The following is a 14,453-nucleotide window of genomic DNA, read 5'->3' as shown; positions in this document are numbered from 1 at the left end:
GGCCTGATCAAGAATTGCGTGCTTTGGCCTCGGCAGCCTTGGCCGCACGCAAACGTCGAACTTCTTTGGGATCAGCCAGCAGCGGTCGATATATTTCGATCCGGTCGCCCGCCTGAACAGGGCGAGAATCCGCGTCAGTCACGACCTTGCCAAAAATCCCCAGCGGGCACTGGGCCAGATTCAGCTCAGGAAACTCTGCCGCGATGCCCGATTCGTGCACCGCAGCCCGAACGCTAACGCCTTCAGCCACGCTGATCGCACGCATAACCTGGCGATCAACCGCTGCGTACACGACTTCTATCTCGATCACCGGCTCAACCATGCATCTGCTTGGCGCGCTGGCAGAAAGCATCCACCAACTGATTGGCCGCCTGATTGAACAATGGCCCCAGAGTTGCGCGCACCAGCGGCCCGGCATAATCGAACGACAGATCCAGACTGATCTTGCAGGCCTTCTCGTTCAGCGCCTTGAATACCCAGATGCCGTGCAACTGAGTGAACGGGCCTTCCTCAAGATTCATCTCGATCGACTGCCCCGGCACCAGCGTATTGCGCGTGACGAAATGCTGACTGAGGCCACCCTTCGCTACGCCGACACTGGCGCGCATGTGTTCTGGGGAGCTTTCCAGCACTTCAGCCTCCGAGCACCACGGCAGAAACTCCGGGTACCGCGCGACATCGTTGACCAGGTCGTAGAGAAATTGCGCCGGGTACGGCAGAAGCGCGGATCGTTGGATATGTGTCGTCATGTAAGCGTTACTTCCAGAGCTGAGCGGCAAAGACTACAAGAATGCCGATAGGCGCCACGTAGCGCATCAAGAACAGGGACAGAGCAAACAGAACCGGGTTACGGATGGACAATTCATCCCGCACCGCTTCACGCCCCATCACCCATCCCGCGAACAGCACGAAACACAAGCCACCGAGGGGCAACATGATCCGCGAGGTGAAGAAATCGATCACGCCGAAGAAGTCGAGACCGCTCTGCGCACCCCATTGATAGAGGCTGAACGCCCCGCCTTCGTTCACGAAAAACTTGGCTTCCTTCCAGATATTGAAAGAAAACACCGTGCCCAGACCAACGAACCAGCAGGTGAACGCCAGCCAGAACGTCACCCAGATGCGGCTGATTTTAGTGCGTTCAACCAGGTAAGCCACCATTGGCTCAAGCAGCGAAATCGCCGAACTCCACGCCGCCACCGCGACCAGCACAAAGAACACCACGCCCATCAACTGGCCGAAAAATACATTACCAAAAGCAAATGGCAGGCTGACGAACATCAGTCCCGGACCTTCGCTTGGGTTCAGGCCAGCAGCGAACACAATCGGAAACAGTGCCAGACCAGCGACCAGCGATACGAAAGTATCCAGCAGCGCGACACCGACCACCGTGCCCGACAACGAGGTGTTCTTTGGCATGTAGGCGCCGTAGATCATGATCGAACCGACGCCGACGCTCAGCGAGAAGAACGCGTGCCCCATCGCCGGCAGCAGACCGTCGAGGACTTTTTCCGGGTGGAAGTCGAACATGAAATGCACGCCTTCCATGAAATGCCCGGTGGTCATGCTGTAACCCAGCAGCACCAGAATCATCACGAACAGCAGCGGCATCATGATCCGCAGGCTGCGTTCAAGCCCGGCGACCACGCCTTTGGCGATCACGAAGGCCGACAGCAGCATGAAAATCGTGTGCCAAAGTGTCAGGCGCCATGGATTGGAGATGACATTGCCGAAATAGGCGCCGACCTGATCGGCCGTCGCGCCCTGGAAATCGCCACGCCCCATGTCGACGATGTAATCCAGCGACCAGCCGCCGACCACACTGTAGAAAGAAAGAATCAGCAGGGCCGTGATCATCCCGGCAAACGCGCCCCACGACCATTTCGCCGAGTGTCCGGCTTCCAGTGCCAGCACTTTCAAGGCGTTCGCCGGACTTTGCCGGGCGCGCCGGCCGATCAGGGTTTCCGCGAGCATGACCGGGACACCGATAAGCGCGATGCACGCCAGGAACATCAGCACAAAGGCACCGCCGCCGTAGACCCCGACCATGTAGGGGAACTTCCAGATACTACCCAGTCCCACGGCCGAACCGGTCGCGGCGAGTATGAATACCCAGCGGCTAGCCCAACTGCCGTGGACAGAAACCTTGTCTGTCGACATCGTTTATCACGCCCAAGCGTTAGAAAAAGAGGCCGCATTGTCCGGGATTCACTCAACCTGCTCAAGCGCGCAGCAACACCGTAGCCGACAGCCGAACAACTCCATATAATGCCGCCCCTATGGCTAAACAGAAGAAACACCCAACAGGGACCATCGCGCAGAACAAAAAGGCGCGACACGATTACTTCATCGAGCACAAGTTCGAGGCTGGTCTGGTCCTGGCCGGCTGGGAAGTAAAAAGTCTGCGGGCGAGCAAGTTGCAGCTGGTCGACAGCTATGTGCTGCTCAAGGACGGCGAAGCATGGTTGCTTGGCAGCCACATCACGCCGTTGATGACCGCGAGCACTCACGTCATCGCCGACCCGGTGCGCACGCGCAAACTGCTGCTCAACCGCCGCGAGTTGGACAAGCTCGCCGCCGCCGTGCAGCAGAAGGGTTATGCCTGCGTCTGCCTGTCCTGGTACTGGAGCAAGCACATGGTCAAGTGCGAGATCGCTCTGGGCAAGGGCAAGAAGGAATACGACAAGCGTGACACCGAGCGCGAGCGCGATGCCGGTCGTGAATTGCAGCGTGCGGTGCGCAACAAGGGCAAGGAAGACTGATCTTCCTCCTTTAGCGCCAATTCGCGAGCAGGCTCGCTCCCACCTTGGAATGCATTTCAAAGGTGGGAGCGAGCCTGCTCGCGAAAGCTATTTCAGCATCAACACCAACACACCTGATCACATCCCCTTGCGCCGCTCCGCCCGAGCCATGCGCTGCACCTCCTGACGCACCTCTTCCAGCACTTCCTGCACATACAGAATATGTCGGCTGGACACTTCCCTCGCCTGCTCGGCACGCCCTTCGATAATCGCCAGATACAATTCCCGGTGCTGCGAGATCAGCATGTCGCGAGTTTCCGTGCGCTGTTTGTACATGCCGCCAATGTTGGTCACGACGTTGCGCTTGAGCAGATCGAACAAACCACGAATGGTATGCAGCAACACCGCGTTGTGGCTGGCCTCGGCAATCGCCAGATGAAATTTCGCATCCGCCGCGCCCTCTTCCGCCCGGCTGACTTCTTCGTGACGCGAGTAGCAATCCTGCAGCTCTTCGAACGCAGCGGTCAGGCGCTCACGATCGACATCGGTGGCGCGCAATGCGGCGTAGTAGGCGCACGATGCCTCCAGGGTGTGCCGGAATTCGAGCAAATCACGTTGCGCTTCGGGATTGCTTTCAAGCAATTGCAACAGCGGATCGCTGAACGTCGAACCCAGGCCTTCCACCACATAATTGCCGCCGCCCTGGCGACTGACCAGCAAGCCTTTGGCCGCCAGCTTCTGAATTGCCTCGCGCAACGACGGGCGTGATACGCCAAATTGTTCGGCCAGCGTGCGCTCGGCCGGCAGACGTTCGCCCGACTTCAGCGTGCCCTCGAGGATCATCCCCTCGAGGCGCTCGACAATATCGTCAGACAAACGGCGCTGACGTATCTGATCAAAGCCCATAACTCATTTCTCCACGATCCCGACCGCTCGCCGGGGTGTCTATTCTGGCCTATCCGCGCGCCGCCGACACCTGCCAGACGCCACTTCGCCAAAGCGGATCAGTTGCTGTCTGCACCGCATCTTCGACGAAAGTTTCAGAGCGGCAAATTGACACACCGCTACCAAGGCTTTTACCCTAGCCAACAGCGCTTGTAAATTGGTCTTACCAATTATCCAAGATTGCTCACAGTGCCTGACCAACAACAATTAGGGGCCACCCCACCATGCAAACCTGGCAACAGCTCTACAGTCCGCTCGGCAGTCTTGGCGTCTCCGCTCTCGCGGCCGTCATTCCCATCGTGTTCTTCTTTCTCGCCCTGGCGGTATTCCGCCTCAAAGGCCATGTGGCCGGCAGCATCACCCTCGCGCTTTCGATTGCCGTGGCGATTTTCGCCTTCCAGATGCCAGTGGACATGGCCTTCGCCGCCGCTGGTTATGGTTTCGCTTATGGTCTGTGGCCGATTGCCTGGATCATTGTCGCGGCAGTGTTCCTCTACAAGCTGACGGTGAAGAGCGGTCAGTTCGAGGTCATCCGCAGCTCGGTCCTGTCGATCACCGATGACCAGCGCTTGCAGGTGTTGCTGATCGGTTTCTGCTTCGGCGCATTTCTGGAAGGTGCCGCCGGATTCGGCGCGCCGGTCGCGATTACTGCCGCACTCCTTGTAGGACTGGGCTTCAACCCGCTGTACGCCGCCGGCCTGTGCCTGATCGCCAACACCGCTCCGGTGGCGTTCGGCGCTCTGGGGATTCCGATCATCGTGGCAGGCCAGGTCACTGGCATCGACGCCTTCAAGATCGGCGCCATGACCGGTCGCCAGTTGCCACTGCTGTCGCTGTTCGTGCCGTTCTGGCTGGTGTTCATGATGGACGGCCTGCGCGGTGTGCGCGAAACCTGGCCGGCCGCGCTGGTGGCAGGTCTGAGTTTCGCCATCACCCAATACTTCACCTCCAACTTCATCGGCCCGGAACTGCCGGACATCACCTCGGCACTGGCCAGCCTGATTTCCCTGACCCTGTTCCTCAAGGTCTGGCAACCACGTCGCGCCGCCGGCCAGCACATCGTTGGTGCCGTATCCGCTTCGGTGGTCAGCGCCAGCGTCGGCGGTTTCGGCCAGAAGCGCACTACCGTCGCGTCGCCCTACAGCCTCGGGGAAATTTTCAAGGCGTGGTCGCCGTTCCTGATCCTCACCGTGCTGGTGACGATCTGGACGCTGAAGCCATTCAAAGCCATGTTCGCCGCCGGCGGTTCGATGTACAGCTGGGTGTTCAACTTCGCGATTCCGCACCTTGATCAACTGGTGATCAAGACTGCGCCAATCGTGGCCAACCCGACCGCGATTCCAGCGGTGTTCAAACTTGACCCGATTTCCGCCACCGGCACGGCGATTTTCTTCTCCGCGCTGATTTCGATGCTGGTGCTGAAGATCAATTTCAAAACTGGTCTGACCACTTTGAAAGAGACCTTCTATGAGCTGCGCTGGCCGATCCTGTCGATCGGCATGGTGCTGGCGTTCGCCTTTGTCACCAACTACTCCGGCATGTCCTCGACCATGGCCCTGGTGCTGGCGGGTACTGGCGCCGCGTTCCCGTTCTTCTCGCCGTTCCTCGGCTGGCTAGGCGTATTCCTCACCGGTTCGGATACGTCGTCGAACGCGCTGTTCAGTTCGTTGCAAGCGACCACCGCCCACCAGATCGGCGTCAACGACACCTTGCTGGTGGCGGCCAATACCAGCGGCGGCGTGACCGGCAAGATGATCTCGCCGCAATCGATCGCCGTGGCCTGCGCCGCGACCGGTCTGGTCGGCAAGGAATCGGATCTGTTCCGCTTCACCCTCAAGCACAGCCTATTCTTTGCAACGATTGTCGGTTTGATCACCTTGGCTCAGGCCTACTGGTTCACCGGCATGCTGGTGCACTAAACCTACAAGACGCCTACAAGAAAGACGGAAATAACCGACGCCGGCCCGTGATCCGGCGTCAGCAATTCACCACCGGGTCTGTAAGGCTGCTGAAAGCAATGCGCTTTATATTCGGCAGCCGCAGCAGACGGATAACCGGGCCTACCCGGAGACACGCCTGATGAGCGAGCTTTTTTACAACGCTGTGCCGAACGCAACCCGCGTGGCACCGCCACTGCCCGAACCTCGGCAATACCCCAGCGAGAAACCGTCGCGGGTCTACCTGTTCGGCACGTGTGTGGTCGACCTGTTCTACCCCGAAGCCGGGATGGACGCGATCCATCTGCTGGAGCGTGAAGGGATCCGGGTCGAGTATCCGCAAGGCCAGAGTTGCTGCGGCCAACCGGCCTACACCTCGGGTTACACCGAGCAGGCGCGGACGGTAGCGCGCTCGCAACTGGCGCTGTTTGCCGGGGATTATCCGGTGGTAGTGCCCTCGGGTTCCTGCGCCGGCATGCTTCGCGAGCATTACGCCGACTTGTTCAAGGACGAGCCGGAAACGTTGAAACAGGTGCAGGCCCTTGCGGCTCGCACTTATGAACTGGCCGAGTTTCTGCTGTTCGTCTGCAAGGTGCAGCTCAAGGACAGCGGCGAACCGGTGAAAGTCGCGCTGCACACCTCGTGTTCGGCACGCCGCGAAATGAACACCCACCTGCACGGCCGCGAGTTGTTGGCGCAGTTGAGCAATGTGGAGCGGGTCAATCACGACCACGAAAGCGAATGCTGTGGCTTCGGTGGGACATTCAGCGTCCGTATGCCAGACATTTCCGGCGCGATGGTGGCTGACAAGACCCGTGCGTTGAAAGAATCCGGCGCACACAAGGTACTGAGTGCCGACTGCGGCTGTTTGATGAACATCAACGGCGCGCTGGAGAAACAGCAGGAGGCGTTGCGCGGGCAACATCTGGCGAGCTTCCTCTGGCAGCGAACCGGAGGTGCGCAATGAGCACCTCGACGATTATTCCTACGGTCGCCGTAGAAGAAGATTTCCGCACCCGGGCACACAACGCCCTGGGTGATCAGCAGCTGCGGAACAACTTCCGCACTGCCATGGATTCACTGATGACCAAACGGGCAGCGGCTTTCAGCGATGCCCACGAAAGAGAACACTTGCGCGCACTGGGCAATTCGATCAAGGCCCGCGCGCTGTCCAAGTTGCCCGACCTGCTCGAGCAACTGGAACAGAACCTGACCCGCAACGGTGTGACAGTGCACTGGGCGGAAACGGTGGACGAGGCCAATGGCATCGTCTTATCGATCATCCGCGCTCACGAGGCGCGGCAAGTGATCAAGGGCAAATCGATGGTCAGCGAAGAGATGGAGATGAACCATTTCCTCGAGGCTCGGGACATTGAATGTCTGGAGTCCGACATGGGGGAGTACATCGTCCAGCTCGACCACGAGAAGCCTTCACACATCATTATGCCGGCGATCCACAAGAATGCCGGTCAGGTCGCGTCCTTGTTCCACGACAAACTTGGCGTGGAATACACCAAGGACGTTGACCAACTCATTCAGATCGGTCGCAGGGTCCTGCGGCAGAAATTCTTCGAAGCCGACATCGGCGTCTCCGGCGTCAACTTCGCCGTCGCCGAAACCGGCACCCTGCTGCTGGTGGAAAACGAAGGCAACGGGCGCATGACCACAACCGTGCCGCCGGTGCATATCGCCGTTACCGGTATCGAAAAAGTCGTGGAAAACCTGCGCGACGTGGTGCCGCTGCTGTCACTGCTGACGCGCTCGGCGCTGGGCATTCCGATCACCACTTACGTCAACATGATCTCCGGCCCGCGCAAGGAACACGAACTCGATGGCCCGCAGGAAGTGCATCTGGTCCTGCTCGACAACGGTCGCAGCCAGGCCTTCGCCGACAGTGAATTGCGCCAGACCCTGAACTGCATCCGCTGCGGCGCCTGCATGAATCATTGCCCGGTTTACACCCGCGTCGGCGGCCACACTTATGGCGAGGTGTACCCGGGGCCGATTGGCAAAATCATCACCCCGCACATGGTCGGCCTGGCCAAGGTCCCGGACCACCCGAGCGCGTCCTCACTGTGCGGCGCCTGCGGTGAAGTCTGCCCGGTGAAAATTCCGATCCCGGCGATCCTGCGCCGTCTGCGCGAGGAAAACGTCAAAGCCCCGGACGCACCGAATCAGGTGATGCGCGGCCAGGGCAGCAAATATTCGCGCAAGGAGCGTTTTATCTGGAACGCCTGGGCCAGACTCAACAGCTCGCCGACGCTGTACCGCATGTTCGCTTTTTTCGCCACGCGCCTGCGCGCCCTCACACCGAGCAACGTCGGCCCATGGACGCAAAACCACAGCGCACCAAAACCGGCCGCGCGTTCGCTGCATGACATGGCCCGCGAGCATCTGGCCAAACAGGGAGAGCGTCGATGAGCGCCAAGCAAAATATCCTCGGCAAGCTGCGGAAAAGTCTGACCGGCACCACGCCGATCGCCGACACCTTTGATGTCGATCTGGTCACCCAGCCCTACACCTACAGCGCCGAGCAACGCATCCCGCAACTGCGCAAACTGATGGAAGCGGTGCACACCGAAATCCACCTGACCTCGGGCGCCGAGTGGCCGGCATTACTGGCGCAACTGCTGCGCGACCGCCAATTGCCGAGCCTGCTGATCGCACCGACCACACCGCACGGGCAACGCATCGCACAGCACTGGGCGAACAATCCCGAGCTGCCAGAACTGAAGTCCTACGACCGGCCAATGGAAGAGTGGAAAGCCGAGCTGTTCAACGACACCCCGGCCAGCCTCACCGGCACCCTCGGTGCCATCGCCGCGACCGGCAGCCTGATCATCTGGCCCACCCGTGAGGAACCGCGCTTGATGAGCCTGGTGCCGCCGGTGCATTTCGCCCTGCTCAAGGCCAGCGAAATCCGCGACAACTTCTATCAAGTGCAACAAGAATTCGAATGGGCGCAAGGCATGCCGACCAACGCGCTGCTGGTCTCCGGCCCGTCGAAAACCGCCGATATTGAACAGGTCCTGGCGTATGGCGCGCATGGCCCGAAAGATCTGGTCGTGTTGATTCTGGAGGATCAATGAGTCTTCCTGCTGCTTTCCTGCGTGATGCCGAGCAACTGATTCCAGCAGACCGGCGTTTCGACGACCCGCTGTCGACTCTGGCCTTCGGCACCGACGCCAGTTTCTATCGACTGATCCCGAAACTGGTGATTCGCGTCGAGTCTGAGGACGAAGTCGTGGCGCTGCTGCAACTGGCCCAGCGCGACAAGGTGCCGGTGACCTTCCGCGCTGCCGGCACCAGCCTGTCCGGGCAGGCGATCAGCGACTCGGTGCTGATCGTGCTTGGGGATAACTGGAACGCCCGCGAAATTCGTGGCCAAGGCACGCAGATCCGCCTGCAACCAGGAGTGATCGGCGCGCAGGCCAACGCCTGGCTGGCGCCGTTCGGACGCAAGATCGGCCCGGACCCGGCGTCGATCAATGCCTGCAAGATCGGCGGCATCGTCGCCAACAACGCCAGCGGCATGTGCTGCGGCACTGCGCAGAATACCTATCACACATTGGCCGGAATTCGGCTGGTGCTGGCCGACGGCACGCGCCTCGATACCGAAGATCCAGCCAGCGTCGCGGCATTTCGCTCCAGCCACGGCGACCTGCTCGAACGCTTGGCGACATTAGGTCGCGAGACCCGCGCCAATGCCGAACTGGCCGCGAGAATTCGCCACAAATACCGTCTGAAAAATACCACCGGCCTGTCGCTCAACGCCCTGGTGGATTTCGACGAGCCTGTGGATATCCTGAGCCACCTGCTGGTCGGCTCCGAAGGCACGCTCGGTTTCATCAGCGCGGTGACTTACGACACCGTCATCGATCACCCGAACAAGGCCTCGGCGCTGATCGTGTTCCCTGATGTCGAAACCTGCTGCAACGCGGTGACCGTGCTGAAAAGCCAACCGGTATCCGCCGTGGAACTGCTCGACCGACGCAGTCTGCGCTCGGTGCAGGACAAAAAAGGCATGCCCGCTTTCGTACAGCTGCTGTCGGAAAATGCCTGCGCGCTGCTCATCGAATCCCGCGCCGCTTCGTCGACATTGCTGCAAGAACAACTGGCGCAAATCATGGCGTCCCTGCGCGATTTCCCCGTCGAGAAGCAGGTCGACTTCACTGAAGACCCGGTGGAAAACGCCCGCCTCTGGGCCATCCGCAAAGACACCTTCCCCGCCGTCGGCGCCGTGCGCAAAACCGGCACCACAGTAATCATCGAAGACGTGACCTTCCCGGTCGAACAACTGGCCATCGGCGTCAATCGCCTGATCGAGCTGTTCGACAAACATGCCTACGACGAAGCGATCCTTTTCGGACACGCACTGGAAGGCAATCTGCACTTCGTCTTCACCCAAGGTTTCAACAGCCCGGAAGAAATCGCACGCTACCAAGCGTTCATGGACGACGTCGCGCAACTGGTCGCCGTGGAATTCGGCGGTTCGCTGAAGGCCGAACACGGCACCGGCCGCAACATGGCGCCGTTCGTGGAACTGGAATGGGGCAGCGACGCCTATCAACTGATGTGGCAGCTCAAACGCCTGCTCGACCCCAACGGCATTCTCAATCCGGACGTGGTGCTCAGCGAAGATCCGCAGATCCACCTCAAGCACCTGAAACCGCTGCCAGCGGCGGACGAGATTGTGGACAAGTGCATCGAGTGCGGTTTCTGCGAACCGGTCTGCCCATCGAAAGGCCTGACCCTGAGCCCGCGCCAGCGCATCGTCATCTGGCGCGATATCCAGGCGAAAAAGCGCGCCGGCGTCGACACCACCGAACTGGAAAAAGCCTACGACTACCAAGGCATCGACACCTGCGCCGCGACCGGCCTGTGCGCGCAACGCTGCCCTGTAGGCATCAACACCGGCGAACTGGTGAAAAAGCTCCGTGGCCGACACGCCACGCACCAGAAAACCGCTGACTGGATCGAAGGAAATTTCGCCAAGACCCTGCAAGGCGCGCGCTTCACCCTGCACGTCGCCAACGGTGCGCGGATGATGCTCGGCGCACCGCGTCTGGCGAAGTTGTCGGCGACGCTGACGCGCTTGTCCAAAGGCCAGGTGCCGTTGTGGACCAACGCCATGCCACAGCCGGAAAAAGCCATTCGCTTCAGCCCGAGCGTGGCCGACGAGCGCCCGCGCGTGGTTTATCTGGCGGCGTGCGTCTCGCGGGTCATGGGCCCGGCGGCGGGTGACAGAGAGCAGATGTCGCTGTACGACAAAACCCGTGGCCTGCTGGAAAAGGCCGGTTACCAGGTAGTCTTTCCCGACAATCAGGACAACCTCTGCTGCGGCCAGCCATTCGCCTCCAAAGGCTACGCCGAACAGGCCGAGCACAAACGTCAGGAGCTGATCAGCGCACTGCTCCACGCCAGTCGCGGCGGCCTCGATCCAATCTATTGCGACACCAGCCCGTGTACGTTGCGACTGGTTCAGGACATCGGCGAAACACGACTGGATCTGTACGATCCGGTGCGCTTCATCCGTACGCATCTGCTGGATCGTCTGGACTTCACACCCCAGGAAGCGCCGATTGCCGTGCACGTGACCTGCAGCACTCAACACTTGGGCGAAAGCCAGGCGCTGATCGATCTGGCGCGCAAATGCAGCAACACCGTGGTGATTCCTGAAGGCATACATTGCTGCGGATTTGCCGGCGACAAAGGCTTCACCACACCGGAGCTGAACAGCCATTCGCTGCGTTCGCTCAAGGACGCCGTACAGTACTGCAGCGAGGGCATTTCCACCAGCCGCACGTGTGAAATCGGCCTGACCCAGCACGGTGGCATCGACTACCACGGGCTGGTTTATCTGGTGGATCGGGTGACACGGGCGAAAGCCTGCTGAGGAAAAAATCAGAACCCTTGAGCGAGGCGGTAGTCCACTGCACATGCCCCGGATCATTCGGGGCCTGTTCAACGGTCAGCGAAGTCTGAACCCTCAGTTCAAGGAGATACACATGAACCGCTCTGTAATGTTAGGTCTGTTTGTCACTGCCTCGATGATGGCGTCCACTTCGTTCGCCGCTGAAAAACCTGCCGATTTGTGCGATGCCAATCTGCAGAGAATCGATAGCGCAAAATCCCAATACCAGACGTCGACAGACCTGAATGCGCGCGTATCGGCCAGTGTCAACAAAGCCCGCAAACTCAAGGACCAAGGCAGGATTGATGACTGTGTCGCTGAGACCCAGCAAACCCTGCTGGACATTCAAAACGCTACCGGTGACACCAAAAAATGATTTATGCGCCGACCTTTTACAGGTCGGCTGCATCGGCACCTGGCCAGACCGATCTGGCCTTTTGACATTCGTTGCAAATAAAACCGAATTCCTGCGCAGCGAAGCGGTCAACCAGACAGGTCCTATACTGACCTCGCTTGTCTTGACCTCGGCATCGCGGCCAAACCGTCCGGCAGCACCGAGCCCCCATCGTTCAAGGAGATACCCATGAAGCATTCTGCAATTGCTGGATTGTTTATCACTGGTGCACTTCTGGCCTCGCCGGTGTTCGCGGCGGACAAAGACCTCTGCGCCGGGAATCTTCAAAGCATCAAAGATTTCGTCACCAGCCAGCCGTCCCTTCCTGAAAGCTCCATGAATAACATCAAGGAAGCACAGGAAAAAGCCACTGCGGCCCAGGCGTCCGGCAACGACAAGGAATGCATCGAGGTTACCAACGGCATCATCAGCAAGATGCAGATCCGTAACCCGACGCGTAACTGATGTCCCGCAGGCCAACCTTCGGGTTGGCCTGCCAAGCGTTTTGACGTACACTGTGCACGCTTGTTGCCCGAACAGATTCACCGGGCAATGAGTTCGGGGCCGTTTAGGATTCGACGCCGGTTGCGAAACTCTAGGTGCATGCCGACTTGGTAACAGAAGTCGTAAATCCACTGTTGCAACTACTTATAGTTGCCAATGACGACCAATACGGTGTTGCTCTCGCTGCTTAATTGCAGCTGACAATGCTCCTGGTACCTTCGGGTCCAGCAATCATCAGGGGATGTCTGTAAACCCGAAATGATTGTCATATAGAACAGAATCGCCGTGCAGTACGTTGTGGACGAAGCGGCTAAAACTTACACAACTCGCCCAAAGCACCCTGCCCGTCGGGTCGCTGAGGGTTAACTTAATAGACACGGCTACGCATGTAGTACCGACAGCGGAGTACTGGCGGACGGGGGTTCAAATCCCCCCGGCTCCACCAACTCGATGAAGAAGACGCCTTAGGGCGTCTTTTTTTTGGCTGGGATTTGGTGAAACCATGGGCTTCAGCAGCCTAAGACCTGGTAATGCCCGGGCTACAATTGCTTCGCTGCGCGTAGTGAGGAAGTGAACGAAAGCGCGTTTTTCTCTGCATCTAGGCTGCTAAGAGCAGCGTGGCAACCAGTATTGACATTCCACTTGACAAGTGCTCTTATCCTTCAAGATTCTGAAAATACTGATCGTACAGAGCCGTCTAGGCGCAGCGGGCCGGAGTAGCTGGCCCGCTGCGCCTAGACGGCACGCAACACTTCGTCGGTAACGCGTTGCGGGCAAAGTCGTTCGCCTGTAAATGCGGTGATCGAATGTGCTAACCTCAAACCAAGCTCATTTTCACCCTTACGGGTTCTCGCCATGATCAACGGCCACAAGCATTCAAACGACCTCAGCTTTGCGGAAATGATGAGCCTTAAGAGTAGCTCACGTGATCGCCAAGTTGATGCTGTCTATGCATCTGACCCTCAGATGCTTGAAATGGCTGCTGCCCGTGCTAAAGCGGTTCTTCGCGGCAATTCTCCCATTGCACGCCCGCAGCGCTTCTCTGCGCTAAGCAACTGATGCCTGATGCGATAGACGCTCCGTTCGAATTACTAGAACGCTCTGAGCTCTTCGCTTTCCTGCTCGACCTCATCCAGCGTGTCTACCGGCCTTCAGTCAAATCAGCTGTTAATGATTACGGCCTCGTGATTGTTGGCGGGCAATCGCTGACGCTTTGGGCCCGACAATATCTCATTGATGAAATGACGGGCGAGGACGTCGGGTTCGTCACCAGCGATGACTTGGATTTTATTGGCAAACCCAATTCCATCGAGTATTGCTCCCGAATGATGGGCATACCTTTTCGCAAAGCGAAGATGGAAGACAACACGATAAACATAGCCGCAGCTTACATCGACTGGGTTGATGGCAAGGAAGTCATCGTCGATATCCTGGAAATGGACAGTGTCGGAGGCGCCCCCAAGAAAGAGATCTTCAAGTATTTATCCGTACTGGATGTTGAGGGCGTGCAAGTCGCCGTCATTGACCCCATCACATGCTTGAAGTCTCGCTTGTTCAACCTTTTCGCTTACTGGCAGGATCTACCGCATCGGGAGTCCGTGCGGGTGAAAATTGCGATACGCGCTTCGAATCATTACCTTCACGATGTGCTTGTCCATGTCGGATATCGGTTCATCGCTGAGCATATCCGCCGAATTAAAGCTTTAGCACTGACACCTCTCGGCAAGCGTGTATATGTTGAATACGGAATCGACGTGCTGGACTCTATCCCCTACGATCCAGCGCTGTTCCCATCCGAGTACCAGAATCAAGAACGACCGAGCATGCTTCGCCAAATAGCTGATGCACGCCGGCGAAAGTTGATTCAGTACCAGCGATTCGCCTGTGGCCCTATTCATCCGAGTCATTTTGGCTCCGCCTTAGCGAACGATCCTAGGTAGACAATCAGGCGCCGCACGTCGCCGCTGCCCAACTCATCTCCCTACCGCCCCAATCATCACGCCTGATCTCCCCGTGCC

Annotated in this window: 14 protein-coding genes and 1 other RNA gene; 11 read left to right on the top strand and 4 right to left on the bottom strand. The window is 58.9% G+C overall.

Translation table 11 applies throughout. The features are described 5' to 3' along the window. Positions 1-7: 7 nt before the first annotated feature. The 3 genes from NF676_RS04385 to NF676_RS04375 are packed head-to-tail and all read right to left on the bottom strand — an operon-like array spanning position 8 to position 2,160. The gene (locus NF676_RS04385; RefSeq protein ID WP_041477926.1) at positions 8-322 is read right to left on the bottom strand and encodes an RnfH family protein; all 315 of its coding nucleotides are present in this window, start codon (positions 320-322) and stop codon (positions 8-10) included. Next, positions 315-749, bottom strand: coding sequence for a type II toxin-antitoxin system RatA family toxin (locus NF676_RS04380; protein WP_016771773.1), 435 nt, complete (start codon positions 747-749; stop codon positions 315-317). The genes NF676_RS04385 and NF676_RS04380 overlap by 8 nt, the downstream gene beginning before the upstream one ends. Positions 750-756: 7 nt before the next feature. After that, positions 757-2,160: a sodium-dependent transporter gene (locus NF676_RS04375; protein ID WP_016771774.1), complete on the bottom strand. Its 1,404-nt coding sequence runs from the start codon at positions 2,158-2,160 to the stop codon at positions 757-759. A 119-nt stretch (positions 2,161-2,279) separates the two neighbouring features. On the opposite strand from NF676_RS04375, the gene smpB reads away from it, so the two are divergent. Then, complete coding sequence (gene smpB, locus NF676_RS04370; protein WP_007953781.1) at positions 2,280-2,762, top strand: SsrA-binding protein SmpB; 483 nt, start codon at positions 2,280-2,282, stop codon at positions 2,760-2,762. A 117-nt stretch (positions 2,763-2,879) separates the two neighbouring features. Here the strand turns inward: smpB and NF676_RS04365 are convergent, their stop codons facing one another. After that, the gene (locus NF676_RS04365) at positions 2,880-3,647 is read right to left on the bottom strand and encodes an FCD domain-containing protein (RefSeq protein ID WP_016771775.1); all 768 of its coding nucleotides are present in this window, start codon (positions 3,645-3,647) and stop codon (positions 2,880-2,882) included. 263 nt (positions 3,648-3,910) lie between these two features. Between NF676_RS04365 and NF676_RS04360 the strand changes: the two genes are divergently transcribed. From NF676_RS04360 to NF676_RS04315, 10 genes are all read left to right on the top strand, one after another. After that, positions 3,911-5,605: a lactate permease LctP family transporter gene (locus tag NF676_RS04360; protein WP_016771776.1), complete on the top strand. Its 1,695-nt coding sequence runs from the start codon at positions 3,911-3,913 to the stop codon at positions 5,603-5,605. A gap of 160 nt (positions 5,606-5,765) precedes the next feature. Next, positions 5,766-6,590: a (Fe-S)-binding protein gene (locus NF676_RS04355; protein WP_041477925.1), complete on the top strand. Its 825-nt coding sequence runs from the start codon at positions 5,766-5,768 to the stop codon at positions 6,588-6,590. Next, entirely contained in the window at positions 6,587-8,044 is a 1,458-nt protein-coding gene (locus tag NF676_RS04350; RefSeq protein ID WP_110646640.1) for a LutB/LldF family L-lactate oxidation iron-sulfur protein, read from the top strand. The genes NF676_RS04355 and NF676_RS04350 overlap by 4 nt, the downstream gene beginning before the upstream one ends. Then, positions 8,041-8,712, top strand: a complete 672-nt coding sequence (locus NF676_RS04345) for a LutC/YkgG family protein (protein ID WP_252887303.1) — start codon at positions 8,041-8,043, stop codon at positions 8,710-8,712. The genes NF676_RS04350 and NF676_RS04345 overlap by 4 nt, the downstream gene beginning before the upstream one ends. After that, positions 8,709-11,519, top strand: coding sequence for an FAD-binding and (Fe-S)-binding domain-containing protein (locus NF676_RS04340; protein WP_252887302.1), 2,811 nt, complete (start codon positions 8,709-8,711; stop codon positions 11,517-11,519). The genes NF676_RS04345 and NF676_RS04340 overlap by 4 nt, the downstream gene beginning before the upstream one ends. 112 nt (positions 11,520-11,631) lie before the next feature. Further along, on the top strand, positions 11,632-11,913 hold the full coding sequence (locus NF676_RS04335; protein WP_056782851.1) for a PA2433 domain-containing protein: 282 nt from the start codon (positions 11,632-11,634) through the stop codon (positions 11,911-11,913). Positions 11,914-12,120: 207 nt separating this feature from the next. After that, positions 12,121-12,396, top strand: coding sequence for a PA2433 domain-containing protein (locus NF676_RS04330; RefSeq protein ID WP_016771781.1), 276 nt, complete (start codon positions 12,121-12,123; stop codon positions 12,394-12,396). A gap of 95 nt (positions 12,397-12,491) precedes the next feature. Beyond that, positions 12,492-12,880: a transfer-messenger RNA gene (gene ssrA / locus NF676_RS04325) on the top strand. A gap of 410 nt (positions 12,881-13,290) precedes the next feature. Next, positions 13,291-13,494, top strand: a complete 204-nt coding sequence (locus NF676_RS04320) for a hypothetical protein (RefSeq protein WP_160767815.1) — start codon at positions 13,291-13,293, stop codon at positions 13,492-13,494. After that, positions 13,494-14,375: a hypothetical protein gene (locus tag NF676_RS04315; RefSeq protein ID WP_160767814.1), complete on the top strand. Its 882-nt coding sequence runs from the start codon at positions 13,494-13,496 to the stop codon at positions 14,373-14,375. The genes NF676_RS04320 and NF676_RS04315 overlap by 1 nt, the downstream gene beginning before the upstream one ends. Positions 14,376-14,453 lie beyond the last annotated feature (78 nt).

Source organism: Pseudomonas siliginis, assembly GCF_024072275.1.
Lineage (GTDB): Bacteria > Pseudomonadota > Gammaproteobacteria > Pseudomonadales > Pseudomonadaceae > Aquipseudomonas > Aquipseudomonas siliginis.
Note: the sequence above shows the minus strand (reverse complement) of the source record. Positions and strands in the feature narration are given on the sequence as shown.